22 protein-coding genes are annotated in these 25,634 nt (G+C 74.1%); 8 read left to right on the plus strand and 14 right to left on the minus strand.

The features are described from left to right. The first annotated feature begins 9 nt into the window (after positions 1-9). From G407_RS25065 to G407_RS25070, 3 genes are all read left to right on the plus strand, one after another. Complete coding sequence (locus G407_RS25065; protein WP_169728751.1) at positions 10-276, plus strand: AbrB/MazE/SpoVT family DNA-binding domain-containing protein; 267 nt, start codon at positions 10-12, stop codon at positions 274-276. Next, complete coding sequence (locus G407_RS0101340; protein ID WP_029029361.1) at positions 273-683, plus strand: type II toxin-antitoxin system VapC family toxin; 411 nt, start codon at positions 273-275, stop codon at positions 681-683. The genes G407_RS25065 and G407_RS0101340 overlap by 4 nt, the downstream gene beginning before the upstream one ends. 79 nt (positions 684-762) lie before the next feature. Then, the gene (locus G407_RS25070) at positions 763-2,457 is read left to right on the plus strand and encodes a sulfatase-like hydrolase/transferase (protein WP_052340808.1); all 1,695 of its coding nucleotides are present in this window, start codon (positions 763-765) and stop codon (positions 2,455-2,457) included. A 226-nt stretch (positions 2,458-2,683) separates the two neighbouring features. On the opposite strand, the gene recA is transcribed toward G407_RS25070, so the two are convergent. The 8 genes from recA to flgB form a co-directional block, all read right to left on the minus strand. Next, positions 2,684-3,775: a recombinase RecA gene (gene recA / locus G407_RS0101350; protein WP_029029362.1), complete on the minus strand. Its 1,092-nt coding sequence runs from the start codon at positions 3,773-3,775 to the stop codon at positions 2,684-2,686. 298 nt (positions 3,776-4,073) lie between these two features. Continuing rightward, positions 4,074-6,605: a cell cycle histidine kinase CckA gene (cckA, locus tag G407_RS0101355; RefSeq protein ID WP_029029363.1), complete on the minus strand. Its 2,532-nt coding sequence runs from the start codon at positions 6,603-6,605 to the stop codon at positions 4,074-4,076. A gap of 33 nt (positions 6,606-6,638) precedes the next feature. Continuing rightward, positions 6,639-7,706, minus strand: coding sequence for a flagellar biosynthesis protein FlhB (gene flhB / locus G407_RS0101360; RefSeq protein WP_029029364.1), 1,068 nt, complete (start codon positions 7,704-7,706; stop codon positions 6,639-6,641). A 13-nt stretch (positions 7,707-7,719) separates the two neighbouring features. After that, on the minus strand, positions 7,720-8,481 hold the full coding sequence (gene fliR, locus G407_RS0101365) for a flagellar biosynthetic protein FliR (RefSeq protein WP_029029365.1): 762 nt from the start codon (positions 8,479-8,481) through the stop codon (positions 7,720-7,722). Positions 8,482-8,557: 76 nt separating this feature from the next. After that, on the minus strand, positions 8,558-8,824 hold the full coding sequence (locus G407_RS0101370; RefSeq protein ID WP_029029366.1) for a flagellar biosynthetic protein FliQ: 267 nt from the start codon (positions 8,822-8,824) through the stop codon (positions 8,558-8,560). A gap of 29 nt (positions 8,825-8,853) precedes the next feature. Beyond that, positions 8,854-9,183: a flagellar hook-basal body complex protein FliE gene (gene fliE / locus G407_RS0101375; RefSeq protein ID WP_029029367.1), complete on the minus strand. Its 330-nt coding sequence runs from the start codon at positions 9,181-9,183 to the stop codon at positions 8,854-8,856. 26 nt (positions 9,184-9,209) lie between these two features. Further along, a complete protein-coding gene (flgC, locus tag G407_RS0101380) occupies positions 9,210-9,620 on the minus strand; it encodes a flagellar basal body rod protein FlgC (protein WP_029029368.1) in 411 nt (136 codons plus the stop codon). A gap of 16 nt (positions 9,621-9,636) precedes the next feature. Beyond that, the gene (flgB, locus tag G407_RS0101385; RefSeq protein ID WP_029029369.1) at positions 9,637-10,035 is read right to left on the minus strand and encodes a flagellar basal body rod protein FlgB; all 399 of its coding nucleotides are present in this window, start codon (positions 10,033-10,035) and stop codon (positions 9,637-9,639) included. A gap of 285 nt (positions 10,036-10,320) precedes the next feature. On the opposite strand from flgB, the gene G407_RS0101390 reads away from it, so the two are divergent. Together G407_RS0101390 and fliP are read left to right on the plus strand one after the other, a co-directional pair. Next, positions 10,321-12,318: a flagellar biosynthetic protein FliO gene (locus G407_RS0101390; RefSeq protein ID WP_029029370.1), complete on the plus strand. Its 1,998-nt coding sequence runs from the start codon at positions 10,321-10,323 to the stop codon at positions 12,316-12,318. 93 nt (positions 12,319-12,411) lie between these two features. After that, positions 12,412-13,203 carry a flagellar type III secretion system pore protein FliP gene (gene fliP, locus G407_RS0101395; RefSeq protein ID WP_029029371.1) on the plus strand — a complete coding sequence of 264 codons (792 nt, stop codon included), beginning with the start codon at positions 12,412-12,414 and terminating at the stop codon, positions 13,201-13,203. 15 nt (positions 13,204-13,218) lie between these two features. On the opposite strand, the gene G407_RS25075 is transcribed toward fliP, so the two are convergent. From G407_RS25075 to G407_RS0101425, 6 genes are all read right to left on the minus strand, one after another. Then, complete coding sequence (locus G407_RS25075; protein ID WP_052340809.1) at positions 13,219-16,857, minus strand: hypothetical protein; 3,639 nt, start codon at positions 16,855-16,857, stop codon at positions 13,219-13,221. A gap of 74 nt (positions 16,858-16,931) precedes the next feature. After that, positions 16,932-17,774, minus strand: coding sequence for a YihY/virulence factor BrkB family protein (locus G407_RS0101405; RefSeq protein ID WP_029029372.1), 843 nt, complete (start codon positions 17,772-17,774; stop codon positions 16,932-16,934). Further along, positions 17,771-19,021 (minus strand): CCA tRNA nucleotidyltransferase, encoded by a 1,251-nt coding sequence (locus G407_RS0101410; RefSeq protein ID WP_029029373.1) that lies wholly within the window; start codon positions 19,019-19,021, stop codon positions 17,771-17,773. Before G407_RS0101410 ends, G407_RS0101405 begins: the two co-directional genes overlap by 4 nt. Further along, positions 19,018-19,275: a DUF6111 family protein gene (locus tag G407_RS0101415; protein ID WP_029029374.1), complete on the minus strand. Its 258-nt coding sequence runs from the start codon at positions 19,273-19,275 to the stop codon at positions 19,018-19,020. Before G407_RS0101415 ends, G407_RS0101410 begins: the two co-directional genes overlap by 4 nt. Next, positions 19,272-19,916: a CoA pyrophosphatase gene (locus G407_RS0101420; RefSeq protein ID WP_029029375.1), complete on the minus strand. Its 645-nt coding sequence runs from the start codon at positions 19,914-19,916 to the stop codon at positions 19,272-19,274. The genes G407_RS0101415 and G407_RS0101420 overlap by 4 nt, the downstream gene beginning before the upstream one ends. A 113-nt stretch (positions 19,917-20,029) precedes the next feature. After that, a complete protein-coding gene (locus tag G407_RS0101425; RefSeq protein WP_029029376.1) occupies positions 20,030-20,617 on the minus strand; it encodes a DUF1285 domain-containing protein in 588 nt (195 codons plus the stop codon). A gap of 232 nt (positions 20,618-20,849) precedes the next feature. Between G407_RS0101425 and G407_RS0101430 the strand changes: the two genes are divergently transcribed. Genes G407_RS0101430 through G407_RS0101440 form a run of 3 tightly spaced genes read left to right on the plus strand, consistent with a single transcriptional unit; the run spans position 20,850 to position 25,625 of the window. Beyond that, on the plus strand, positions 20,850-21,875 hold the full coding sequence (locus G407_RS0101430; protein ID WP_029029377.1) for an AAA family ATPase: 1,026 nt from the start codon (positions 20,850-20,852) through the stop codon (positions 21,873-21,875). A gap of 10 nt (positions 21,876-21,885) precedes the next feature. Next, positions 21,886-22,818 (plus strand): DUF58 domain-containing protein, encoded by a 933-nt coding sequence (locus G407_RS0101435; protein WP_029029378.1) that lies wholly within the window; start codon positions 21,886-21,888, stop codon positions 22,816-22,818. A 2-nt stretch (positions 22,819-22,820) separates the two neighbouring features. Further along, complete coding sequence (locus G407_RS0101440) at positions 22,821-25,625, plus strand: DUF4159 domain-containing protein (RefSeq protein WP_043538626.1); 2,805 nt, start codon at positions 22,821-22,823, stop codon at positions 25,623-25,625. The last annotated feature ends 9 nt before the right edge of the window (positions 25,626-25,634 follow it).

Here is a 25,634-nt window from a genome sequence, read left to right on the forward strand (position 1 = left end):
GAGGCCGCGATGACGAAGTCAACCATCGGGCAATGGGGCAAGAGCCTCGCCGTCCGGCTCCCCGCCGACGTCGTGCGCGCGGCCGGGCTGTCGAAGGGTGCCGAGGTCGAGTGCACGGTGGAGAACGGCACCGTCGTAATCCACCCGGGCCGGTCGGAAGAGACGATTCGCAAGGCGAGAGAAGCAGGGGCGCGCATCCTTGCACGCAGCCGAGGCGTGCGCCTCGACGGGCTGAGCATTCGCGAGATGCTCGACGAAGGACGGCGCGGCGAGTGATCGTTCTCGACGCCTCGATGGCGCTCTCCTGGTTCTTCGAAGACGAGCAGACACCTGCCGGCCGCGCCATCATGGATCATGCGATCGAGCGCGGCGCGATCGTGCCCTCGCTTTGGAAGCTGGAGGTGGCGAACGTCCTGCGGATGTCCGTGAGGCGTGGCCGCTGTACGATGGCGTTCGCCGATCAGGCGATCGCCGACCTCGTCGAGCTGGAGATCGAGATAGACGCGGAGACGGCCGATCACGCCTGGAACGCGACACGGACGCTCGCGCACGACCATGGCCTGACGGTCTACGACGCCGCCTATCTCGAGGTCGCGCTGCGGCGGCGTTTGCCGCTCGCCACCTGCGACAAGCGGCTCGACGCCGCGGCACGCGGCCTCGGCCTGCGCGTCCTCGGCACCTAGCACGGCTGCGCCGCTTGACTTCCCCCCATCCACTCCCGCCTCTCGCGCGTAAGCTCCCGTCGACGGCGAAGGATCCTCGATGACGCGCGTGTTCTCCTCCCCCCTCGCGGCGGCGGCGCTCCTCCTCGCGGCGTGGTTCGTGGCGAGCCTCGCCGTAAACCTGCCGCCCTTCGCGGACGCGCTGTTCGGCGCCTTCCACCTCGGCTTCGCGCTCGAGGTCGGTGCGGCGTTCGCCGTCCTGGCGCTGGTGCGGGCGCGGCTCGGGCGGGTGCCGCGGGTGCTGGTGCACGCGCTCGCCGGGATCCTGGTCCTGCTGGTCGCGATCCGCATCGCCGACCTCGCGGCACGCTCGGTCGTCGACCGCCCGCTCAACCTCTACCTCGACGTCTCGCTCCTGCCGGCGACGATGGACGTCGCGCGCACGCTGCTGGGCCCCGTCCGGGCCTGGGGCGCCGTGGCCGGCCTCCTGGTCGGCCTCGTCGCGCTCTGGGCCGCCCTCGCCTGGGGCCTGTCGCGCCTCGCGGATCTGTTCGCGGCGCCGCCGGCGCGGCGGACCGTGTACGTGCTCGGCGCCGGCGCGCTCGCGCTCTACGGCGGGCAGAAGGCCTTCCTGGAGAGCCTGCCCGGCTGGCGTCCGGTCGGCGGCTCCGCGAGCCTGACGGTGGCGCTCCAGGCGGAGGGCCTCCTCGTCGCGCTCGGCCGACGCGCCGCCTTCCGCGCCGATCTCGGCCGCGACCCGGCGGACGGCATTGCCGACGGCGAGATGCTCGGCGCGCTCGACGGGCGCGACGTCGTGCTCGTCTTCATCGAGAGCTACGGCGTCACCGCGCTCGACGAGCCCGCCTACGCGCAGGTCGTCGCCCCGCGCCTGGCGGCATTCGAGGCGCGCGTGCGCGACGCCGGCTTCGCCGTCGCCTCCGGGCGGCTCGTCGCCGCGAGCGCGGGCGGGCAGTCCTGGCTCAACCACGCCAGCGTCTCCTCGGGACGCTTCATCGACGACCAGACGCTCTATGCGCTGTTCCTCTCGGAGGAGCCGCGCACCCTCGTCGACGACTTCTCCCGCGCCGGCTATCGCACGGTGCAGTCGATGCCGGCGATCACCATGCCCTGGCCCGAAGGCCGGCTCCTCGGCTACGACGCCACCTACGAGGCGCAGGACATGGGCTATGCCGGGCCGGCCTTCTACTGGGGCATCGTGCCCGACCAGTTCGCCCTCGACCACCTCGCCCGCACGGAGCTCGATCCGCCCGATCGCCCGCCGGTCTTCGCCGTGGCCGCGCTGATCTCGAGCCATGCGCCCTGGCTCCCCGTGTCGGAGGTCGTGCCCTGGGCGGCGCTGGGGGACGGCGCGATCTACCGCCGCTGGACCGACGGCGCGCCGCATCCCCGCGAGGTCTGGCGCGATCCCGAGGCGGTGCGCGTGCAGTACGCGCGCTCGGTCGCCCACTCCATCGACGCGGTGGCCGCCTTCGTCGCCGAGCGGCTCTCGCCGGACACCGTCGTCGTCGTCATGGGCGACCACCAGCCGGCGCCGCTGATCACCGGGGAGGACGCCTCCCGCGCGGTGCCGGTGCACGTGCTCGCGCGCGATGCGGCGCTGCTCGCGCCCCTCGCCGAGCTGGAGTTCCGCCCTGGCATCGTCCCGCCGCCGCCACCGCCGGTCGGCGACGCCGCGCTCCCGCGGATCGACGCGCTGCGCCCCGCGCTGCTGGAGGGCTGGCGGGACAGGAGCCGGAGCGCCGATCAGGCGGCCGTGCCGCGCCTCGCCCGCTGACGGCACACTCCCGCGGGCCTCGCCGATTGTGCCTCGCCGCCGGCCCCGACCGAGCCGCGGGACGGCCGGACGCCGGCCCTTCCCGCTACGGATCCCCGACCGCGTGCGATGCGCACCACCGCACGGGCCCGACTGACACCGGCAGGAGCACCGACCGTCGAGCCGGGGACCCCGCCCCTGGCTCGCTGCGCTCGCCGTCCCCGCCCCGAGAGGGCGGGAGGGCGCGTCAGGCTTCGCCTTCGTCGAGGTCCTCGGCGGTGGGCGTCGCCTCGTCGAGGATGCGGTCGGCCAGCACGCCGGAGTTCTGGCGGATGGCGTCCTCGATGCGCTTGGCGACGTCGGGATTGTCCTTGAGGAAGGTCTTGGCGTTCTCGCGCCCCTGCCCCAGCCGCTGGCTGTCGTAGGAGAACCAGGCGCCCGACTTCTCGACGATGCCGCCCTTCACCCCGAGGTCGAGCAGCTCGCCGACCTTCGAGATGCCCTCGCCGTACATGATGTCGAACTCGACCTGCTTGAACGGCGGCGCGACCTTGTTCTTGACGACCTTGACGCGCACCTGGTTGCCGATCGCCTCGTCGCGGTCCTTGAGCGTCGAGGTGCGGCGGATGTCGAGGCGCACGGAGGCATAGAACTTCAGCGCGTTGCCGCCCGTCGTCGTCTCCGGCGACCCGTACATCACGCCGATCTTCATGCGGATCTGGTTGATGAAGATCACCATCGTCTTCGAGCGCGAGATCGAGCCGGTGAGCTTGCGCAGCGCCTGCGACATCAGGCGCGCCTGCAGCCCCGGCTGCACGTCGCCCATCTCGCCCTCGATCTCCGCGCGCGGGGTGAGCGCCGCGACCGAATCGACCACGAGCACGTCGACCGCGCCCGAGCGCACCAGGGTGTCCGTGATCTCGAGCGCCTGCTCGCCGGTGTCGGGCTGGGAGATCAGGAGGTCGTCGAGCTGCACGCCGAGCTTGCGCGCGTAGACGGGGTCGAGCGCGTGCTCGGCGTCGACGAAGGCGCACACGCCGCCCTTCTTCTGCGCCTCGGCGATGGTGTGCAGGGCGAGCGTGGTCTTGCCCGAGCTCTCCGGACCGTAGATCTCGACGATGCGCCCGCGCGGCAGGCCGCCGACGCCGAGCGCCACGTCGAGCCCGAGAGAGCCCGTCGACACGGTCTCGATCTCGACGAGCGGCTGGTTCTTGCCCATCCGCATGATCGAGCCCTTGCCGAACGCACGCTCGATCTGCGAGAGCGCCGCGTCGAGCGCCTTCGTCTTGTCCTTGTCCATGGGGGAGCCTTCCACCAGCCTCAGCGAGGTCTGAGCCATTTCGCGAATCCCTTATTGCACGGGGTGGAGACGAATCTCAACGCGGCGTCGACCCCCGCAATGTACGTGCTTCGTTCTCCCGCGCAAGACCCAAAACGAAAAGTGAACGAAAAATCCGCGGCACACTCGGCGCACCGGCTGTGCAAGGCTTTGGGAAGCGCGCACCCGGGCTCGCCGGGCCCCGCGCGCGGAGCGGCGCGGCCCCGCCCGGACCGGTCGCCGCGATCCGCGGATCGACGCGGCGTCCACAGGAAAGGTCGGCCCCGGCGCCGCAGCCGACGCGGGCGCCGGCGTCCCCTCACCGGCCCATCGTCTCCTTCACCGTCTCCACCAGCTGCTTGAGCGTGAAGGGCTTCGGCAGGAAGGCGAAGTGCTCGCCCTCGGGGAGGTTCTTCTTGAAGGCGTCCTCGGCGTAGCCCGAGACGAACACGACCTTGAGATCGGGGTGCGTCTTGCGCAGCTCGCGCAGGAGCGACGGCCCGTCCATCTCCGGCATCACGACGTCGGAGACGACGAGATCGACCGGCGCCTCGGACTCCGCTATCGCCTCGAGCGCCTCGACGCCGGAGGCGGCCTCGAGCACGGTGTAGCCGCGGGCCTTGAGCGCGCGGGAGTTCACCGCGCGCACCGGGTCCTCGTCCTCGACGAGGAGAACCACCCCGTGGCCGGTGAGGTCGGCGTTGGACCGCGCCAGCGGGCCCAGCCGCGCGGCCGCGACCTCGGCGGAGGTCTGCAGGTGGCGCGGCAGGTAGACCTTGAAGGAGGCGCCCTCGCCCGGCGTCGAATCGACGTAGACGAAGCCGTTCGACTGCTTGACGATGCCGAACACGGTCGAGAGCCCGAGCCCGGTGCCCTTGCCGATCTCCTTCGTGGTGAAGAACGGCTCGAAGATCTTGTCCATCACCTCGGGCGGGATGCCGGTGCCGGTGTCGGCCACCTCGATCAGCACGTAGTCCGCCGCCGGCATGCCCGGACGCTCGAGGCGGGCCGCCTCCTCCGCCGGCACGTTGGCGGTGCGGATCGTGAGGCGCCCGCCTTCGGGCATCGCGTCGCGGGCGTTGACCGCGAGGTTGATGACGACCTGCTCGAGCTGGTGCACGTCCGCCTGGATCGGCCACAGGTCGCGCCCGTGGCGCAGGTCGAGCTCGACGCGCTCGCCCAGCAGGCGCTTGAGGAGCATCGTCAGGTCGGACATCGTCTCGCCGAGGTCGAGCACCTCGGGCCGCAGCGTCTGGCGCCGCGAGAAGGCGAGCAGCTGGCGCACCAGGCTCGCCGCCCGGTTCGCGTTCTGCTTGATCTGCATGATGTCCTGGAAGGCCGGGTCGGTCGGCCTGTGGTTGGCGAGCAGAAGGTCGGAGTATCCGATGATCGCCTGGAGCACGTTGTTGAAGTCGTGCGCGACGCCGCCGGCGAGCTGGCCCACGGCCTGCATCTTCTGCGCCTGGGCGAACTGCGTCTCGAGCTGGCGCTGCTCGGTGGTCTCGAGCGCGTAGACGATCGCGACCTCGCCCTCCCCGTCCGTCTCGTTGACCGGGCTCGTCCAGATCCGGGCCGAGCGCTCGCCCGCTCCGACGATGCCGACCTCGACGGGCTCGGTGGCGCGGGCGGTCTCGGCGGCGGAGAGCGCGCCCTGGAGCGCCTCGTGGTCGCGCTCGAGCACGCGCTGGACGAGGCGCGGCTCCTCGCCGCCGGGCTCGGCGCGCGGCATCGTGCCGAACAGCCGCACGAACGGGGCGTTGGCGCGCAGGATGCGGCCCTCGCGCCCGAGCGTCGCGATGGCGATCGGCGTGTTGTTGAAGAAGCGCGCGAAGCGCACCTCCGCCGCGCGCTGGGCGTCGGCCGAGCCCTCCTCGCCCGCCGAGCGGTTGATCACGAGCGTGCGCGAGGCGCCGCGCTCGCCCTCCATGCCGAAGGCGACGCGGTGATAGAGCCGCGCGGGCAGCGCCTGGCCGGCGCGGCGCGTCATGTCGAGGTCGAAGATCTCGGTGCGCACCTCGCCGGGCGCGCCCTCCACCGAGGCGAGCAGCGTCGCCGCGTCGGGGGGAACCATGTCCTCGAGCGCGAGCCCGCCGGAGCCGACCTTGGCGAGGTCGTGGTCGAGCCAGGCGGCGAGCGTGGCGTTCATGTAGGCGACCGAGCCGTCGGGCTCGACCGAGAAGAAGCCCGCCGGCGCGTGGTCGAGGTAGTCGATCGCGTGCTGGAGCTCCTGGAAGACGTTCTCGTGGCGCTCGCGCTCGTGCGTCACGTCGGCGATCGACCAGAGCACCGCCGGCTTGGCGCCGGGGCGCGGCAGCGGGCGCACGCGCACGCGATACCAGCCGTACTCCCCGCGCCCGCCGAGCGCCGGCGAGAGGCGGATCTCCTCGGCGAGCGCGCGCTCCTCGCGCGCCGCCTGGGCGAGGCGGTAGATCGCCTCGGACACCTCCGGGGCGCCGAGGAAGAGGCGCTCGACCGTCTTGATCTCCGCGAGCTCGGTGGCGCCGGCGAAGGACAGGTAGGCCTCGTTGGCGTAGGCGACGCGCCCGTCCCCCTCGACGACGACGAGGCCCTCCGAGGAGGAATCCGCCATCGCCTTCGTCAGGTCGTTGCGCGTGCCCTGCGCGGAGAAGCCGAAGGCCCCGATGGCGTAGGCGGTGATGAAGAACACCCCCGCCATGGCGAGCAGCGCGAGCAGCGCCGTGATCAGCGGCTGGGCCTGCTCGCTCGTGACGAAGGAGAGGCCGAAGAAGGCGCCGGGCAGCACGAGCGCGAGGACGACGAGGAGCCAGATCTTCCCCGGCGTCTCGCTGCGCTCGATCGCCCGCTGGGGCTTGTCGCTCGTCTGAGCCATGTGTGTCGTCGCCTGTTCTCGTCGCTCGAGCGGTTATGCCCGACGGCGCCTGAGCCGCAAGACGTAACCGATGACCTCGGCGACGGCGGAGTAGTGTTCCACCGGGATCTCCCGGTCGATTTCGACGGTCGCGTGCAGCGCGCGCGCCAGCGGCGGGTTCTCGACGATGGGCACGTCGTGCTCGCGGGCCTTCTCGCGGATGCGCAGCGCCAGCGCGTCGACACCCTTGGCGACGCAGATCGGCGCGGGCATGCCCTTCTCGTACTTCAGCGCGACGGCGTAGTGCGTCGGGTTGGTGACGATCACCGTCGCCTGCGGCACAGCGGCCATCATCCGCCGGCGGGCGCGCTCGATGCGCAGCTGTCGCCGGCGCGCCTTCACCTCGGGCGAGCCTTCCGACTGCTTGAACTCCTCCTTCACCTCGCGCCGGGTCATGCGCTGGCGCTTCATCCAGGAGAAGCGCTGGTAGAGGAAGTCGCCCACCGCGACGAAGAAGAACAGCGCCAGCACGCCACCGAGCAGCTTCACGGAGAGGTCCTTCACCTCCACGAAGAGCAGCGTCGGGTCCTCCTGCACCAGCGTGTCGACCCGCGCGCGCTCGCCCCACAGGATGACCGCCACGAGCGTGCCGATGATCGCGAGCTTGAGCAGGCCCTTGGCGAAGTTGACGAGCGCCTCCATGCCGAAGACGCGCTTGAAGCCGGCGATGGGGCTGATGCGGTCGAGCTTGGGCGTCAGCGGCTCGACGGTCCACAGCAGGCGGTGCTGCATGCCGCCGCCGACGAGCCCCGCGACGATGAAGATCGCGAAGGGGGCGGCGAGCGCGATCAGCACGGTGACGATCGCGTCGCGCATCACCGCGAGGTGCCCCGCGCCGTCGGTCACCTGGTGGGCGTTCGCGAGGAAGCCCGTGATGCCGATCGAGATGCGCTCGGCGCTGAAGCCGGAGACGAGCAGCGCCGCGAGGGTGAAGCCGCCGAGCACGAAGAAGGTCGTGATCTCCTGGCTCTTGGCGACGTCGCCCTTGTCGATCGCCTGCTCGAGCTTTCGGGCGGTCGGCTCTTCCGTGCGATCGTCGTTCTCGGTGTCCTGGTCCGCCATGCCGCTCTCCCCTCTAGAGGCCGGAGATGGTGGAGAGGAAGGCGCGCAGGTTCTCGAGGAACACGCTCATCATCACGCCGACCACGATCGCGAGCACGATGAAGCCGCCGAGGATGGTCGCCGGCAGCGCGAGGAAGAAGACCTGGAGCTGCGGCATCATGCGCGAGAGCACGCCGAGCCCGAGGTTGAACAGGATCGCGAAGACGATGAACGGCGCGGAGATCTGCACCGCGAGCGCGAAGCCGCGCCCCACCGCCTGGATGCCGAGCCGCGCGACGTCCCCGCTCTCCGGCAGGCCTCCCGGCGGGAGCATGTCGTAGCTCGCGCGCACGGCGGCGATGGCGAGGTGGTGGAGGTCGGTGACGAAGATCAGCGTGATGGCGAGCAGCGTGAGGAAGTTCGCGATCGCCGTCTGCTGGCCGCCGAGGGAGGGATCGACCGTCATGGCGAAGCCCAGCCCCATCTGCTGGGCGATGATGGTGCCCGCCGTCTGCAGCGCGCCGACGACCATGCGCACGGCGAGGCCCAGCACGAGCCCGACCAGGATCTCCCCGAACAGGAGCGACAGCGTCGCCGGCCCGGCGATGCCGCCGGCGGGCTCCACCAGCGGGCGGACGGCGGGATAGACGACGATCGTCAGCAGCACCGCGAAGGCGAGGCGCACGCGCGGCGAGATCAGCTGCTCGCCGAGCCCGGGCAGCAGCATGACGAGCGTACCCACCCGCGCGAAGGCGAGGAGGAAGGTCGTCGCGACGGCGGGCGAGAGGAGCTCCATGGGCGGGCACGATACGAGATTCGCGCGCCGCGCGCGCGGTCCGGCCGCACTCGTCGCGGACGCGACCGCGGGCACCTCACCCGCCCGCGACGATGCGCTCGGCGACGCGGGACATGTAGCCCGCGAGCGCGTCGCTCATGAGGGGGAGCATGATCAGCAGCGAGACGAACACGGCGATGATCTTGGGCACGAAGACGAGCGTCTGCTCCTGGAGCTGGGTGAGCGCCTGGAGGAGCGAGATCGCGACGCCCACGGCGAGCGCGACCAGCATCACCGGCGCCCCGACCTTGAAGAAGGTCATGATGCCGTCGCGGGCGATGTCGAGGATGGCCATGCCGGTCATGGGGTACGCTTTCGGTGCTGGCGCCGCCGTCAGATCGGCATGCGCATGATCTCTTCGTAGGCCTGGATCACGCGGTCGCGCACGGCGACCAGCGTGTTGAGCGCGGCCTCGCTCTCGGCCACGGCCGTGACGACGTCGACGACGTCCGCGCGGCCGGCGGCCGCGGCGCTCGCCTGCGCCTCCGCGGCGCGGCCGGCCTCGGCGACGGAGCCGACGGCGCCCTGGAGGAGGGCGGCGAAGTCCGGGCGCTCGGCGCCCGCGGCGCCGCCGATGCGGCCGACGGCGCCGCCCTGCCCGAGGCCCGGCGCGAGCCCCTGGATCGAGGCGTAGGCGTTGGCGGCGAACATGTTCGTGGCCATGATGCGTTACCTCTCGCTTCGGCGTCTCAGGCGCGCAGGATCTCGATCGTGCGGGACAGCATCCGGCGCGTGGCGTTGACGAGGTTGAGGTTCGCCTCGTAGCTGCGCTGCGCCTCGCGCATGTCCATGCTCTCGACGAGCGAGGAGACGTTGGGCAGCTTCACCTGCCCGTCCTCGTCCGCCGCCGGGTGGCCGGGGTCGAAGCGGGTGCGGAACTCGCTCTGGTCCTCGCGCACGCGCCCCAGCGTGACGGTGCGCACGCCGAGCTCCCGGTCGAGCTTCTCGACGAAGGTGGGGATGCGCCGGCGATAGGGGTCGGCGCCGGGGCGGGCCGCGGTGGAATCCGCGTTGGCGATGTTCTCCGCGATGACGCGCATGCGCCCGGACTGGGCCTTCAGGCCCGAGGCCGCCACCGCGATCGTCTTGAGGAAGTCCATGGTCGCGCTCCTTCACTCAGCGCCGGCCGATGGCCGTGCGCAGCATCGCCAGGTTCTTCTCGTAGAGAGAGGCGGCGAGCTGGTAGTCGGACTGGTTCTGCGCGACCTTCAGCATCTCCTCCTCGAGGCTCACGGCGTTGCCGGACGGGCGCACCTCGAAGCGCGCGCCGTCGACCTGCGCGGCGACGCGCGGATCAACGCCGCCCGCGAGATGCAGCGGGCTCGTGCGCGCCGGGGCGAGGGCCGCGGAGACGCCGCGCCCGTCGCGGCCGAAGCGCGGCTCGGCGACGTCGCGGGGCGCGAAGCCCGGCGTGTCGGCGTTCGCAACGTTCTCGGCCAGGAGCTTCTGGCGCGCCTGATGCCAGTGCATCCGCGTCTTCAGCATCTCGAGGAGAGGCAGGCCGGTGGCGGTCAAAGGGGTCGCTCCGGATGCGGCGCGGCGGCCGAGGCTGCGGGACGGGATGTCGGCATGGGACGAATCCGGCCCCGCCTTGGGCAAAATTTGCCGGCATGTTGGTTAACGGCGCGTTAAAGGACTGCCACCGTCTGGTGGTTTCGTGTTAACCGCGCGACGGTTATGGTGCATGCCGCGCTCCCGGGCGCGGACAACTCGCGCGCCCATCGAGGCCGCCGGACGGGATCTCGCACCCGGGCGGCGACGCGACGGGCCGCCGTTCAGTAGAGAGCGCGACGACCTGCCATGCTCGGTTTCGAGAACACCTCCATCGTCCAGTACCTGATCGCCTTCGCCGTGGTGATGGGGCTGCTCGCCTTGTTCGCGTGGCTGGCGCCGCGGCTGATGGGCCGGCGAATGGGCGGCCAGGGCCTCGCGTCCGGCCGGTCGAAGCAGCCGCGGCTCGGCATCGTCGACGTCTACGACCTCGACCGGCAGCGCCAGCTCGTGCTGCTGCGCCGCGACGGCGTCGAGCACCTCCTGCTGATCGGCGGGCCCAACGACGTCGTCGTGGAGAGCGGCATCGGCCGCGCCCCGCCGAGGCCGCAGCAGCGCCCCGGCGGCACGCAGATGCCGATGCCCGGCCAGGCGCCCGCGCCGCTGCCTCAGGCTGCGCCGGTCCCCGTGCCGCACGCGCCCGCGGCCGCCGAGGCTTCGCCGGAGCCGGCGCCGATGCCGTCGCCGATCACGCCGCCTCTCCCCGATCTCGCACCGCCCTTGGAGGAGCCGCGCCATCCCGGCGCCGGCGTCTCCGACGCGGCGGTCGTCGCGCGCGCGCCGGAGACGGTAGCGCCCGAAGCCGTCGCAGCGGCGGCCGCGGCGCCCCCGAGCCCGCCGGCGGCGGCGATGCACGCTGCTCCGTCCGCTCCGTCGCGAGCGCCGGCCGTCGAGCCCCGGCCCACGCCGCGTCGTCCGGCTCCCGAGCCGATGGCGGCGCCCGAGGCGCCCGCCCCCGACGTCCCGCCGCCGCGCCGCAGCCTGATGGACCTGGCGCGGGCGGCCGCCGGCGGCGCGCCGGTCCTGCCGCAGCGCTCGCGCGCGACGCCGACGATCCCGCCCGAGCCGCCGCCGCGTCGCGAGCCGCATTTCGGGCAGGAGCCCCGCATCGAGGACGAGTCTCCCGCGTCCGCGGCGCGTTTCGAGCCCCGGGTGGACGAGCCCAGGATCGTCACCGACGACGCGCCCGAGCCCGCACCGTCGCCCGAGGTCCCGCCCACGCCGAGCGTCGATCCGGCCGACCAGCGCGCCTCGCGCCTCGCCGCCGCCGCGCCGGAGGACGCCGCGGTGCTCTCCGACATGGCCCGCCAGCTCGAGGACGCGCTCAAGCGCCCGCTGCCTCCGGGCGCGCAGCCGCGCCGTCCGGCGGGACCGGACGCCGGCGCCTTCCCGCCGCCGCCCCGGCCGGCCCCCAAGCCCGCCCGCGAGCCCGGCGCCGAGTTCGACTTCGCCAGCCTGCTGCGCCGCCCCGCTGGCGGCGCCGCGCCCACGCCTCCTCCGCCCGCCTCCTCGCCCGCGGCATCGCCCGGTCCCGCCGCGGCGCCGCAGGACCGCACGGCGGCGGAGCGCGCCGCCGCGAGCGCCGCGCTCGCTGGCTTCGGCGCCGACGAGCCCGCCTCGCCGCCGCGCGTCGACCGGCAGCCCGAGCAGGAAACCGCGCCGGCCGCCGACGCCGCCCGCTTCGACGACGTCCCGCCCGTCGGCAACGAGCCCGCGCCGTTCGCGGCGTTCGACGAGCCCGTCGGCGAGCCGCCGCCGTCCGAGGAGGCCCGGGCCGACGACGTCGCCGCGGAGGATGTCCCACCCGAGGAAATGCCGCCCGAGGAGGCCCCGCCCGAGGAGATCGGCGCCTCGCCGCTCGGCCTCGAGAAGGCCGGGTGGCAGGACAGCGAGCCCGAGACGATCGCGGCGGAGGAGCCGGCCACGCACGAGCCGGCCGCCGAAGAGCCGATCGCCGAGGAGCCGGTCGCCGAAGAGCCGGCCGACGAGCAGCCGCTCGACGAGGAGCCCGTCGACGAGGAGCCTTCCGTGCCCGAGGCCCCCGTCTTCGACGCGCCCCCGTTCGAGGAGCCCGCTCCCGACGAGCCGATCGCCGCCGCGCAGCCGGAGCCGACCCCCGCGCCCACGCCCCCTCCCCCGGAGGAACGCCCCGCGGCGAAGCCCATCGACCCGTTCTCCGTCGAGGAGATCGAGGCGGAGTTCGCCCGCCTGCTGGGCCGCGCGCCGAGCCGCGACGAGAAGTCCTGAGCTTATCCAGCACCTTCGCCGCGGCGCCGCTTGCGTCGCGGCGACCGATTGCGCAGCGTCCGGAACCGTGGCGGCAATCGGCGAATCAGGGACATGACCGGCCTCGACCTCGACGCGACCGCGCGTCGCGCCCGCCTCGCGCGGGCCGCGGCGGCCGGGCTCGCGCTGGCGGCCCTCGCCGGCGGCCTCGTCGCGGCCGCGGGTCCCGCCGCAGCGCAGTCGATCACGCTCGATCTCGGCGAGGGCGACGGCGTCACCGAGCGGGCGCTCCAGCTCGTCGCGCTGATCACGGTCCTGGCGCTGGCGCCCTCCATCCTGGTGATGATCACGTCCTTCACGCGGATCGTGGTCGTGCTGTCGCTGCTGCGCTCGGCGATCGGCACGCAGACGGCGCCGCCCAACGGCGTGATTGTCTCGCTCGCGCTCTTCCTCACCGCCTTCGTGATGGCGCCGACCTTCCAGGTCGCCTACGAGGAGGGCATCCAGCCGCTGCTCGCCGACGAGATCGCGCCGGAGGAGGCGTTCGAGCGCGGCATCGCGCCGTTCCGCACCTTCATGCTCGCCCACGTGCGCGAGCGCGACCTCGAGCTCTTCGTCGGCCTCTCCGGCGGCGCCGCGCCGCAGACGCCGGACGATCTCGGCCTGCACGTGCTCGTTCCCGCCTTCATGATCTCGGAGCTGCGCCGCGCTTTCGAGATCGGCTTCCTGCTCTTCGTCCCGTTCCTGATCATCGACCTCGTGGTCGCCTCGATCCTGATGTCGGTGGGCATGATGATGCTGCCTCCGGTCACGGTGTCGCTGCCGTTCAAGCTGATCTTCTTCGTGCTGGTGGACGGCTGGAGCCTGGTGGCGGGCTCGCTGGTGCAGAGCTACGGCGGCGGATAGCGCCCGCCGTCCGCCTCAGAGCGCCTGCTGCCCGTCGGGCGCGCGCGCCTCGGGGCCGGGAACCTCGGGGCCGGGGACCGGCACCGGCTCGGTCGCCGGCTGCGCGGGGACCTCGGGCGCGGCCGTCGGCGCCGGATCCGGCGCGCCAGCCTCCACCATGGGACCCACCGGCAGCGCCGCCCCCGGGTAGCGCGCCTGCAGCGCGGCGAGGAAGTCGGCGAGCGTGTCCTCGCTGGAGATCGTGCGTGCCGCCTCGCGGAAGGCGGGCGTGGCAATCGCGCCCGGGTCGGAGAGGTGCGCGAAGCCCGGAGCGTCCTGCGAGGCGTTCATCGCGTCGGCGAACTTCGCCTTCAGGCGATCGAGCCCGATCGCGTCCTGGCCGAGATTGTAGGCGAGCGCGGCGCGCATCACGTCGGTGCGCTCGCGATCGGTGAGCTCGCGCTCCTCCTGCCAGCTCGTCCCCGCGAGCGCCTCGTGCGCCTCGCCCGCCTCGCGCCAGCGCCGGCCCGTCCACCAGATGTCGGCGCGCAGGCGGTCGATCTCCGGGCCGCTCTCGTCCTCGATCACCTCGAGCGCGAGATCCGTGCGCGAGAGATCGGAGAGCGCGCGCGCCTCGATCAGGTTGCGCACCCGGCGTGCCGCCCGTGGCAGCTCGGCGATGCGGGTGCGCTCGATCGTCGAGAGCGCCTCGGCCGGACGGCCGTCGATGAGGTGGATCGTGGCGAGCCGCGCCGCGACCGCCGCACGCCCCGCGCCCTCGAGCCGGTTGTCGACCTGGTGCGTGAGGAGCTCCGCCGCCTTGTCGAGCAGCCCGAGCGAGACGAGCCGGTCGGCGAGGCGCCGCACGATCTCGTCGCCGCGCCGGCCGATGGGCAGGAACTCCTTGAAGTCGAAGAACAGCGCCACCGCCTCGACCTCGTCGAGATCCGCCCCGCGCCCGGAGAGGAACAGGTCGTCGAACGCCTGGGCCGTCTCCTCGTGGAGCTTCAGCGTGACGGGATGATCCGGGTAGATCAGGTTCGCCATGTGCGCGGTGAAGAAGGCGTCGCGCCAGCGCCCGGCCTCGGCGTAGAGCCGCCCGAGCAGCCCGTTCGTCTCGATCTCGATCTCGTCGCCGCGCCAGGAGATGGCGAGGCGCTCGAGCGCCTCCATCGCCTCGCTCGCCGCGATCTCGCCCTCGGCGAGCGCCAGGCGCACGCGGGCGAGCTCGGCCTCCGCCGCGACCGGCCGCGAGGCGCTCTCCGCGAGCCGCGTCAGCTCGGCGAGGGCGAACTGGACGCGCCCCGTCTCGGTATCGACGCGGGCGCGCACGAGATCGACCTCGTCGACGGGAACGGCGCCCGGGTGCAGTCGCGCGATGCTGGTGAGCTGGTCGTCCGCGAAGCCGAAGTCGCGCTCCGCCAGCCCGGCGCGGGCGGCGGCGAGGCGCAGGCGGCCCTGCAGATCGTCGGGATAGGCGTTCAGCACCCGCTCGGCGCGGCCGAAACCGGCGATGGCCCGGGGCGCCGGCCCGCGTTGCGCGTCGACGTAGGCGCGCCAGAGCACCGCCTCGGGCAGGTCGATCACGTCGTCCTGCGTGAGCACCGCCTCGGCCGCGTCGAAGCGCCGGTTCATCGCCGCGAGGATGCCCTCGAGCAGGCGCACCTTCGGGTCCGCCGCCAGATCCGGGTCCTCGGCCAGCGCGAAGCGGTAGGTGCCCCAGGCCTCCGCCGCGAGATCGTGGGCGAGGAGCGCGCGGGCCAGCGCGAGGCGCTCGCGGCTGCGCTCGGGGACGGGGGCGTCGACGATCCGCGCCAGGCGCGCGCGCTGGTCGGCCTGCGCCGAGCCGCGCTGCGCCTCGACCCAGGCGTCGTGGTCGAGCACGAGGTCGAGCGGCGCATCCGTCGCACCGCCGTCGTCCGTCTCCGGGAGCGCGATCGAGAGCCCGGCGCCCCTGGTCACCAGCACCCCGTCGAGATCGGCCCGCACCACGACGTCGTCGGCGATCGCGGCGATGGCGACGCCGTGGGCGGTGGGGAGGAGCTCGAGCTCCGTGAAGCGCCGGGTCGACGGGACGTTGCGCGCCGGGCCGGGCGCGGTGACGACGGCGATCCGCTCGCCGCCGTCGCCGAGGCCGATCCAGTGCACGCCGTTGGCGTCGAGGAGATCGAGCGCGAGGCCGCTGCGGCCGGTGTCGTCGAGGACGGTGCGCACGGCGATCGGCTCGGGCGCGGCCTGCGCCGGCGTGCCGATGGTCAGCGTCCAGCCGCCCTGCTCCGGGGTGAGGCGCGCGACGCGGGGCTCGGTCAGGCGCAGGCGCGTCGTGACGAAGGGTCCCTCGCGCGAGAGCGTCTCCAGCCGCGCGAAGTCCGCGGCCGTGCCCGAAAGGTCGGGCTCGGGCAGCGTCGCGGGGGTCTGGAAGACCACCGTGACGACTCCCGCGCGGGTGAAGGCCGCGGCGGGAACGGTCGCGGCGACGGGGAAGGTGACGCGCAGCCCGTCGGCGTCGACACCGACGACGGGCCTGTCGCGGACCGGCGCCGGCGCGGGCGCGGCGGTCGGCGCCGGGGCGACCGCCGGGGCGGGCGCGGGCTCCGGTGCGGGCCCGGGCGCCGAAAGCGGCGGCTCCTCGCGCGGCTCGGCGACGAGGGGCGTCTCGTCGGACGGAGGCGCGTCGGAGGTCGGCGCGTCCGAGGAAGGCGCATCCGAGGGCGGCTCCGCAAGTGCGGCATCCGTTGGTGCCGCCTCCCCCTGCTCGGCCGGCAGGAAGGGCACGAGCCCCAGCGCCGCGCGCACGGGGGCGACGCCACCGGCAGCGGGATCGAGGGGCTCGATGTCGAGGACGAAGCCCTCCTCCTCGCGGAAGCCGCGGGCGACGTAGCCGTCGTCGAGCTCGACGCGCACGTAGAGCGCCTCGCCGGTATCGTCCGCCGCGACGTCGGCGATGCCGGGGATCGTGGGCAGCAGGCGCTCCGGCTCCAGCGCGAGGCGCTCGTCGAAGAACAGCGTGATCGTGTCCTCCGTCGAGCGCGCCTCGACGGGAACGCCCTCGGGCGCCGCGAAAATCAGGCGGGTGAGACCCGGCAGCTCGGCGACGCGCACCGGCATCGGCGTGGGCATCGCCTCGCGGCGGGCGGAACGCTCGGCGGCGAAGCGCTCCTCGGCCGCCGCGGCGCGGCGCGCGAGCTCGGCGACGACGTCCTCTGGCAGCCCCGGCGGCATGCCGCGCCAGGCCTCGGGCAGGAGGTCGACGAAGACGGTCTCGCCCGCGGGCAGCACGCTCGCCGAGAAGTTCTGCGAGAGCGCCATGCGCAGGCCCGTCCCGTCCGGGTCGCGCCGCACCTGGTTGACGTAGGAGGGAATCTCCTCGGCGATGCGCTCGGAGACGATCTCCACCGGTCGATCGAAGCGGATGACGAGAACGCCGTTCTCGGCACGGGCGGCGACGGTCACGAGCGCGTCGAAGTCGAGGCGGATGCGTCCCCAGGTCCGCTCCTGCGCGGCTCGCATCCGTGCCACCGGCGTAGTGCCCGCCTGCGCCTCCTGCGCCTGCGCCGGCCCGGGACCCGGGCCCGCGGGGGCCGGTGCGAGCAGGATCATCGGCGCGAGCGCGAGGGCGAGGACGCGATGCGCCCGCCTCGCCGGCCTCTCCCGCTGTCTCGTCGCCCTCGTCACGCGCCGGTCGCCCCCTGGCGGCGAGCTTTCTCTCGCCGATCAACGGTCTTAGCAGCTCGCGGTTAATGGAGGGCTTAACGGTTCGCCGGCGCCTCGGCGGACGGCGTGGCGAGGACCGCGTTCAGGGCCGCGCCGTAGAGGACGGCGCAGGCGCCGACGAAGAAGAACAGGAGCGTCGCGAAGGCGGCGGCGAAGGGGCCGTAGAGCGCCTGCGGCGGCGCGACGTGCGCCTGATAGAGCGCGACGAGGTTCACGCTCGCGATCCAGCCGACGACGGAGACGCCGATTCCGGGCAGCACGGCGCGAAGCGCGAGGTCGCTGCGCACGAGGCGCGTGTGCGCGAAGACGAGCCCGCCCGCGACGAGCGCGAGCCCGCCGAGCGTCTGGCCCAGGAACAGGAGCGGCCCGGCGCCGGGCGGCGGCTCGGACGGCTCGACCGCAGGAGCCGTCGGCGGCAGCTCCGTCAGCGCCGCGACGAGGCTCGCGAGCGCGAAGGCGAGCGCCGTGCCGGCCGCGACGAGGAGGATCGCCCGCAGCCGTCGGCGCAGGGGTCCCCCGCCTCCGGCGGCCGGCGCGTAGAACCGGGCGAGCCCGGTGCGCAGGATCTCGAGCGCGTTGCCCGCGAGGAGCAGGAAGGCGAGCGCCATCGGCGGGAGCGCCGAGGTGGGCAGGTCGTCCGCGGCGGCGGCGATCGCCTGGGCGACGGGCCGCGCGATGAGCTTCGGCCACAGCGCGAAGAGGCCGCGCTCGGCCGCGTGCAGGATGTCGGGGCTGGCGAGCCAGCGGGAGGCCAGCGCGATCGAGACGAACATCGGCAGCGTGGCGAAGGCGGCGCTCATCGCGAGGAGCGCCGCATGGGCCGTCCCGTCCCGCGCCGCGAAGAGGCTGCCGGCCCGCACGAGCTGTGCCGCCCTCACGGCCCCGTCTCCAGCGCCGCCGCGACCAGGTCGGCGCGGGCGCCCTCGTGCGTCGGGCAGCCGATCGCGAGCCAGCGCGCCCGCGCCCGTGCCATCGCCGCGCCGACCGCGGGACCTCGGGGAACGCCCGCGGCGATAAGGTCGCGGCCGCGCAGGGGGATCGTCGGCACGCGCACGGGGTCGGCCTCGTACTCGGCGATCGCCGCCGCCGCGTCCGGCGCGATCCCCGGCCGGGGCTCGCCCGCGAGCGCGGCGAGCGCGTCGGCGACCGCGACGGGCGCGTGGTCGGCGACGAGCCGGCGCACGCCGAGCGCGCCGAGGGGCGCGGGGGCATCGTGCAGCCGCTCGACGAGGCGGGCGTAGCTGTCGAGCCGATCGCCGTCGGCGTTCGAGAGCCGCAGCCGCTCGCGCAGGCGCGCGGCGTCCTCCGCCGTGGCGACGGCGAGCGCGGCGAGCCGGCCGGTCGCGTCGCGCCCGGCGGCGACGGCGCGCGCGAGCCGCGCCCCGTCCCCGATCCCGCCGAGGAAGCGCCCGAGGAACCCCGTCTGCGCCATCGCCGTGACGATCTCGACCGCGCGGCGGGCGACGAGGAGCCGCATCAGCTCGTTGCGGACGCGCTCGCGCGAGAGGATCGCCACGCCATCGCGCTCCAGGATCGCCGCGTGCAGGCCCTCGGCGTCGAGATCGCCGTGCGAGAAGTCCGCCGAGAAGCGGAAGAAGCGCAGGATGCGCAGGTAGTCCTCGCGGATGCGGCGGCGCGCGTCGCCGATGAAGCGCACGCGCCCGGCGGCGAGATCGGCGGCGCCGCCGGCGTAGTCGTGCAGGCGCCCCTGCGCATCGAGGGAGAGCGCGTTGATGGTGAAGTCTCGTCGCAGCGCGTCGGCGGCGAAGTCCCGCCCGAATCGCACCACGGCATGGCGGCCGAAGGTCTCGACGTCCTCGCGCAGGCTCGTCACCTCGTACGGCTCGCCCTTCACCACGACGGTGAGCGTCCCGTGGGCGAGCCCGGTCGGCACGACCTTGAAGCCCGCGGCCTCCGCCCGCGCGCGGGTCACGTCGGGATGCGCGGTCGTGGCGAGGTCGACCTCGTGGACCCGGCGCCCGACGAGGGCGTTGCGCACCGCCCCGCCGACGATGCGCGTCTCCTCGCCGTCCCCGTTCAGCGCGGCGAGCAGCCGCGCGACGCGCGCGTCCGAGATCAGCGCGGCGAGGCCCGCATGGTGGAGATCGCCCTCGTCGAGGCTCATTCGAAGCGACCCGGCGTGACCACCCCGTCCTGGTAGCTCGGCGGCTGGTAGACCCCCGTCGCCCGCGGCGCCACCGCGCCGGTGTAGACGAGGGCCGCCACGACGAGCACGAGCCCCGCGATCGCGAGCGGCGGGATCGAGCGCTCCCAATGCTCGAAGGCGAGCGGGTTGCGCTGCCGGATCAGCAGGTAGACGAAGAAGGCGGCGAAGGGCAGGAAGAAGAACAGCAATTGCTGGAACAGCGCACGGGTCATGGAGCCTCCGGCCTTTTGACCTGGGCGGGCTCGCGCGTCAGCCGCTCGTAGAGATGCCGCAGGATGCCCGCCGTCACGCCCCACACATAGCGGTTCGCGTGGGAGATCGCATAGTACCGCCGCAGCCGCCCGTTCCAGGCCCGGACGTGCAGCTCCTGGTTCTCCTCGTCGAAGGCGTGAGCCACCGGCACCTCGAACGCCTCCGTCACCTCCGCCGGGTTGAGCGTCAGCGCGAAGCCTTCCGAGACGAGGCCGACCACCGGGATCACGAGGTAGCCCGTGGTCGAGAGATAGGTGTCGGAATAGCCCAGCCGCTCGACGAAACGGGCATCGAGGCCGATCTCCTCGCGCGCCTCCCGCAGCGCCGCCTCCCAGGGCGAGGCGTCGCCCGCGTCGATCCGCCCGCCGGGAAAGGCGACCTGGCCGGAATGGGCGCGCAGCCGGCTCGAGCGGGTCGTGAAGAGCAGCGTCGGCCCCGCCGGGCGGCGCACGATCGGGACCAGAACGGCCGCCTGCTTGGGGTCGCGCGCCCGCGGCACGCCGGCGTTGAGGTCGTGGTCGCCCCGGGCCTCGTCGAGCCGGCCGATCGGCTCGGGCGCGAGCCGTGCGCGGGCGCGCTCCAGGAGCTCGGCCTCCGTCATGGGGCGCGATCCCTCCTCACGGGGGAGCCCCACAGCCACAGGCCGGCGGGCTGCGACGAGTCCGGCCGTCGCGGAGGCGCACGCCGCCGGCCGCAGGCGTCGTCCGAGCCCGCTCACCCCGCATCGGCCGCGTCCATCACTTCCCAGAACCCGCCTCCGGCGGCGATGCCGAAGACGTCCCGGCCGTCGAGCGTGCGCGGCTCGGCCATCTCGGCGAGATCGTAGGCGAGCGCGCGGGTGACGAGCGCCCAGAGCTCACCGCGGACCTTGACGTAGGGCTTGGCGCCCCCGTGCCCGTCGCGGGCGAACACGAGCGGGTGGTCGGCCCCCACCGTCACCACGTCGTCGACGTTGGTGCGGAAGGCGAGCCGGCGCGCCTCGCCCGCGCCCTCGACCGCCATCTCGACGGCGAGGAACGGCGCGTCCTCGACCACGATCCCCACCCGCTCGACGGGTGTGACGAGCACGAATCGCTCCGGGTCCTTTCGCAGCACGGAGGCGAAGAGCTTGACGAGCGCGGGCCGGCCGATCGGCGTGCCCTGGTAGAACCAGGTGCCGTCGGCGGCGATGCGCATGTCGATCTCGCCGCAATAGGGCGGGTTCCAGCGCTCCACCGGCGGCGCGCCGCGCCCGCCCTTCGCCGCGGCGACGAGACGCGAGAGCGCGTCGGGCCCGCCGGTCTCGAACTCGTGATCAGCCATGGTGCACACCCTCGCCCTTCGCGCGCCATCTTGAAAGGGGAGAAATGGCCTCGCGCGCCCCGTTTGTCGAACGCGCGGGCCCACGCCGCGTTCGTGGATGTCCGGGCTGCGGCGGCGCGCCTCGCTTGCCACGACGGCGCGATCGGCCCCAGACTTGCCTGCCGGGGCGCGACGCCGCACTGATGCCGCGAGTCCCGGCCGGGTCCCGGACCGCAACTTCGAAGGTAGCCGCATGTCCCAGTCCCCCGCGCCCGACACGACCGATCTCGATGCGGCGATCGCCCGCTCGGCGGAGACGACGCTCGCGGCGCTCTCGCGCGCCCGCGAGGCGATCCACGCGGTGATCTTCGGCCAGGAGAAGGTCGTCGACCTCGCGCTCGTGACGATCCTCGCCGGCGGGCACGGCCTCCTCGTCGGCGTGCCCGGGCTCGCCAAGACGAAGCTCGTCGACACGCTGGGCACGGTGCTCGGCCTCGACGCGCGGCGCGTGCAGTTCACGCCCGACCTGATGCCGTCCGACATCCTCGGCTCCGAGATCCTGGAGGAGACCGCCGACCGGCGCCGCCACTTCCGCTTCATCAAGGGCCCGATCTTCGCGCAGCTGCTGATGGCGGACGAGATCAACCGCGCGAGCCCGCGCACGCAATCCGCGCTGCTGCAGGCGATGCAGGAGCACCACGTCTCCGTGGGCGGCGAGCGCCACGACCTGCCGCGGCCCTTCCACGTGCTCGCGACGCAGAACCCGATCGAGCAGGAGGGCACGTATCCCCTGCCCGAGGCGCAGCTCGACCGTTTCCTGCTGGAGATCGACGTCGGCTATCCCGACCGGGTCGCCGAGCGGCGCATCCTGATCGAGACCACCGGCGTGGACGAGACGCGGCCGGTGCCGGTGCTCTCCGGCGAGGAGCTGATGCTCGCCCAGCGCCTCGCCCGGCGCCTGCCCGTGGGCGAGAGCGTAGTGGAGGCGATCCTCGACCTCGTGCGCTCGGCGCGCCCCGGCGAGGGGGACGCCACCGTCACCGACAAGCTGATGTGGGGGCCGGGCCCCCGCGCCTCGCAGGCGCTGATGTTCGCGGTGCGCGCCCGCGCGCTGATCGAGGGACGGCTGTCGCCCTCGGTCGAGGACGTCGCCGCGCTGGCGGAGCCCGTGCTGAAGCACCGCATGGCGCTCACCTTCGCCGCGCGCGCCGACGGCGAGACCATCCCCGCCCTCGTCAAGCGCCTCGTCCAGCGCCTCTCGGCGCGGACCTCGGGCTGAGGGCCGGCGCATGGCGCGCGTGCGGGTCCACGAGCCACGGATCAGGAACCCCGGACGCGCCGAGGCGGACGCGGCGCTGGCGCTCGCCCACCGCCTGCCGCGGCTGGTGCTGGAGGCGCGGCGCGTCTCGGCGACCCTGGCCCACGGCCTCCACGGCCGCCGCCGGGCGGGACCGGGCGAGAGCTTCTGGCAGTTCCGCCCCTTCCACCCCGGCGAGCCCGCGAGTCGGGTCGACTGGCGCCGCTCGGCGCGCGACGACCGGCTCTACGTGCGCGAGCGCGAGTGGGAGGCGGCGCACTCCGTCTATGTCTGGATCGACCGGTCGGCCTCGATGGCCTTCTCGTCCGACCTCGCGCAGTGCCCGAAGATCGAGCGCGCCATCGTGCTCGGGCTCGCGCTCTCCGACGCCTTCGTGGAGGCCGGCGAGCGGGTGGGGCTGATCGGCCTCCTGCCGCCGCGCGCCTCGCGCCGGGTCGTGGAGACGTTCGCGGAGGCGATCGCCGCCGACCGCGCCGGGCTCGAGGCCGACCTGCCGCCGGAGGCGCCGCTGCGGGCACAGGACGAGGCGCTCCTCGTGTCGGACTTCCTCACCCCCGTCTCCGAGCTCGCGCCGCGCATCGAGAGCCTGTCCGCGAGCGGTGCGCGCGGGCACCTCCTGATGATCGCCGATCCCGTGGAGGAGACCTTCCCCTTCGCCGGCCAGGCGGTGCTGGAGGATCTCGAGGGCGGCGGACGGCTGCGGGTGGGCGACGCCGCCGCCTGGGGCGAGGGCTTCCGCACGCGTCTGGCCGAGCATCGCGGCGCGCTCGCCGACCTCGCCCGGCGCCGCGGCTGGACGCTGACGCTGCACCGCACGGACCGGCCCGCGAGCGAGGCGGCGCTCCGGGTTCTCACCCTGGTGGGCGCCTCGCGCGCCGGCCAGGGACTGACGGGAGCGGCGTGACGATGAGCTTCGCCGCCCCCCTCGTCCTCGCCGCCCTCGTGGCGCTGCCCGCGATCTGGCTGCTCCTGCGCGTGACGCCGCCGCAGCCGCGGCTGATCGCCTTCCCGCCCTTGAGGATCATCCGCGACCTCGCGCCGCGCCGCGAGACGCCGGCACGGACCCCCTGGTGGCTGCTCGCCTTGCGCCTGCTCATCGCCGCCGCCCTCATCCTCGCCGCCGCCGGCCCCATCCTGAACCCGCCCCCCGCGCTCGACGGCGCGGCCGACGCGCCGGTGCTGCTCGTCGTCGACAACGGCGCGCTCGCCGCCGGCGACTGGGAGCGTCGCGCGGGCGTCCTCGTCGAGCAGGGCGAGGCACTGGCGCGCGAGGGCCGCTCGCTCGGCATCGTCGCGACGGCCGAGCCGACGCCGCAGGTCCCGCTGCTCGCCCCGGCCGCAGCGCTGGAGCGCCTGCGCGCCATCCGCCCCGCACCGCATCTCGCCGGCAGGAGCGCCGCCCTCCCCGCGATCGCCGGCTTCCTCGCCGAGCATCCCGACGCACAGGTCGTGTGGATCTCCGACGGCGTCGCCGGCCCGGAGGAGGACGGCTTCGCGGCGGAGCTCGCCGATGTGGTCGGGGAGCGCTCGATCGTCGTCTTCGCCGAGGCCCGCGCCCCCGCCCGCGCACTCGCGGGAACGGACAACACCGCGTCCGGCCTCGTCGCGACGCTGGTGCGCGCCGAGCCGAACGGGCGCGACGCCGGCGTCTTGCGCGCCGTCGACCTGCGCGGCCTGCCGGTGGGCGAGACGCCCTTCGCCTTCGACCCCGGCGGGACCGAGACCACCGCGCGCTTCGACCTGCCGATCGAATTGCGCAACGCCATCGCCCGCGTCGAGATCTCCGGCGAGGGCTCGGCGGCGGCGGTGTCGCTGATCGACGAGCGCTCGCAGCGCCGGCGCGTGGGGATCGTCTCGGGCGCGAGCCTCGACCAGGCCCAGCCGCTGCTCGCGCCGACCTTCTACATCGAGCGGGCGCTCGACCCCTTCGCCGAGATCCTCGAGGCGCGCGGCAGCGCGTCGGAGGGCGTCGAGCGCATGCTCGACGACGGCGTCTCGGTGCTGGTGCTGGCCGACGTCGGCGCGCTCGAGCCCGCGGTCGAGGCGCGGGTGGAGGAGTTCGTCGCCGACGGCGGGCTGCTCCTGCGCTTCGCCGGGCCGCGGCTCTCGGCGGGCTCGGACGCGCTCGTGCCGGTGCGCCTGCGCCGCGGCGGGCGCACGCTCGGCGGCGCGCTCTCCTGGGACACGCCGCGCACGCTCGCGCCCTTCACCCGCGAGAGCCCCTTCCAGGGCCTCGCCGTGCCGGAGGACCTGGGCGTGCGCCGCCAGATCCTGGCGGAGCCCGACGCCACCCTGCCGGAGCGCACCTGGGCGGCGCTCGCGGACGGCACGCCCATCGTCACCGCCGAGCGGCGCGGCGACGGGCTCCTCGTGCTCTTCCACGTCACGGCGGACGCGAGCTGGTCGAACCTGCCGCTCACCGGCCTCTTCGTCGACATGCTCCGGCGCACGATCGCCTTCTCCGCGGCGCCCGCCTCGGCACGGGCGCAGGGCGGCGAGGACGTCGGGCCGCCGGTCGCGCCGCGCCAGGTGCTCGACGGCTTCGGCGCCTTCGTCTCGCCCCCGCCCGACGCCGTGCCGGTGACGCGCGCCTTCGCCGGCCGCGCGGAGGCCGCACATCCACCGGGCTTCTACGGCCCGGTCGACGCCGCGCTGGCGATCAACGCCCTCCTGCCGGACGATCGGCTGGCGCCGCTCGACCTCGCCCCGCTCGACGCCGTGCGCGCGCCGCTCGAGCCGGCGGAGACCGTCGACCTGCGGGCGCCCCTCCTCGCGGCCGCGCTGGTGCTCCTCGTGATCGACAGCCTCGCCTCGCTCTGGCTCGGGGGCCATCTCGGACGCCTGACGGGTCGTGCGCGCCGCACCGGCGTCGCGGCGGCGATCGTGCTCGGGGCCCTCGGCGCCCTCGCAGCGCCGGAGGCCGCCCGGGCCGAGGGCGCGGCGGACGACATCGGGATCCTCTCGCGCGAGGTGCTGGAGGGCGCCTTCGAGACGCGCCTCGCCTACGTGATCACCGGCGACGCGCGCATCGACGAGACGAGCCGCGCGGGGCTGGACGGGCTCTCGCGGGTGCTCGCCCGGCGCACGGCGCTCGAGCCCGGCGACCCGGTCGGCGTCGACCCCGGGCGTGACGAGCTCGCCTTCTTCCCGTTGCTCTACTGGCCGATCACGCCGGACCGCCCGCTGCCCTCGGCCGAGGCGATCCGCGCCCTGGACGCCTACATGAAGAGCGGCGGCACGGTGATCTTCGACACCCGCGACGCGCTCACCCATCGCCCCTCCGGCGCACCGACGCCGGAGACGGCCTACCTGCGGCGCATGCTGGCGACGCTGGACATCCCGCCGCTGGAGCCGCTGCCGGCGGACCACGTCATCACCAAGACCTTCTACATCCTGCGCGAGCTGCCCGGCCGCTACGACCGGTCGGAGACCTGGGTCGAGGCCATGCCCGCCATCGCCGCCGAAGACGTCGTGCGCCCCGCCCGATCGGGGGACGGCGTCTCGCCGATCATCATCACCGGCAACGACCTCGCCGCCGCCTGGGCGATCGGCGCCGGCGGCGAGCCGATGTATCCGGTGACCGGGTCGGGCACGCGCCAGCGCGAGATGGCCTATCGCGCGGGGGTCAACATCGTCATGTACACGCTCACGGGGAACTACAAGGCGGACCAGGTCCACGTCCCCGCCCTGCTCGAGCGGCTCGGAAACTGAGAGGCCCAA

The organism is Salinarimonas rosea DSM 21201 (assembly GCF_000429045.1).
Taxonomy (GTDB): Bacteria; Pseudomonadota; Alphaproteobacteria; order Rhizobiales; family Beijerinckiaceae; genus Salinarimonas; species Salinarimonas rosea.

Excerpts from the sequence above, each read along its gene's own strand:
- G407_RS0101435 (WP_029029378.1), top strand. The coding sequence starts at position 21,886 with ATGGCGCGCGTGCGGGTCCACGAGCCACGGATCAGGAACCCCGGACGC.
- G407_RS0101410 (WP_029029373.1), bottom strand. The coding sequence starts at position 19,021 with ATGAGCCTCGACGAGGGCGATCTCCACCATGCGGGCCTCGCCGCGCTG.
- fliR (WP_029029365.1), bottom strand. The coding sequence starts at position 8,481 with ATGGAGCTCCTCTCGCCCGCCGTCGCGACGACCTTCCTCCTCGCCTTC.
- cckA (WP_029029363.1), bottom strand. The coding sequence starts at position 6,605 with ATGGCTCAGACGAGCGACAAGCCCCAGCGGGCGATCGAGCGCAGCGAG.
- flgC (WP_029029368.1), bottom strand. The coding sequence starts at position 9,620 with ATGGACTTCCTCAAGACGATCGCGGTGGCGGCCTCGGGCCTGAAGGCC.
- G407_RS0101420 (WP_029029375.1), bottom strand. The coding sequence starts at position 19,916 with ATGACGGAGGCCGAGCTCCTGGAGCGCGCCCGCGCACGGCTCGCGCCC.
- fliE (WP_029029367.1), bottom strand. The coding sequence starts at position 9,183 with ATGGCCACGAACATGTTCGCCGCCAACGCCTACGCCTCGATCCAGGGG.
- G407_RS25070 (WP_052340808.1), top strand. The coding sequence starts at position 763 with ATGACGCGCGTGTTCTCCTCCCCCCTCGCGGCGGCGGCGCTCCTCCTC.
- G407_RS0101430 (WP_029029377.1), top strand. The coding sequence starts at position 20,850 with ATGTCCCAGTCCCCCGCGCCCGACACGACCGATCTCGATGCGGCGATC.
- fliP (WP_029029371.1), top strand. The coding sequence starts at position 12,412 with ATGACCGGCCTCGACCTCGACGCGACCGCGCGTCGCGCCCGCCTCGCG.
- G407_RS0101370 (WP_029029366.1), bottom strand. The coding sequence starts at position 8,824 with ATGACCGGCATGGCCATCCTCGACATCGCCCGCGACGGCATCATGACC.
- G407_RS25065 (WP_169728751.1), top strand. The coding sequence starts at position 10 with ATGACGAAGTCAACCATCGGGCAATGGGGCAAGAGCCTCGCCGTCCGG.
- G407_RS0101390 (WP_029029370.1), top strand. The coding sequence starts at position 10,321 with ATGCTCGGTTTCGAGAACACCTCCATCGTCCAGTACCTGATCGCCTTC.
- G407_RS0101425 (WP_029029376.1), bottom strand. The coding sequence starts at position 20,617 with ATGGCTGATCACGAGTTCGAGACCGGCGGGCCCGACGCGCTCTCGCGT.
- flhB (WP_029029364.1), bottom strand. The coding sequence starts at position 7,706 with ATGGCGGACCAGGACACCGAGAACGACGATCGCACGGAAGAGCCGACC.
- G407_RS0101415 (WP_029029374.1), bottom strand. The coding sequence starts at position 19,275 with ATGACCCGTGCGCTGTTCCAGCAATTGCTGTTCTTCTTCCTGCCCTTC.
- recA (WP_029029362.1), bottom strand. The coding sequence starts at position 3,775 with ATGGCTCAGACCTCGCTGAGGCTGGTGGAAGGCTCCCCCATGGACAAG.
- G407_RS0101440 (WP_043538626.1), top strand. The coding sequence starts at position 22,821 with ATGAGCTTCGCCGCCCCCCTCGTCCTCGCCGCCCTCGTGGCGCTGCCC.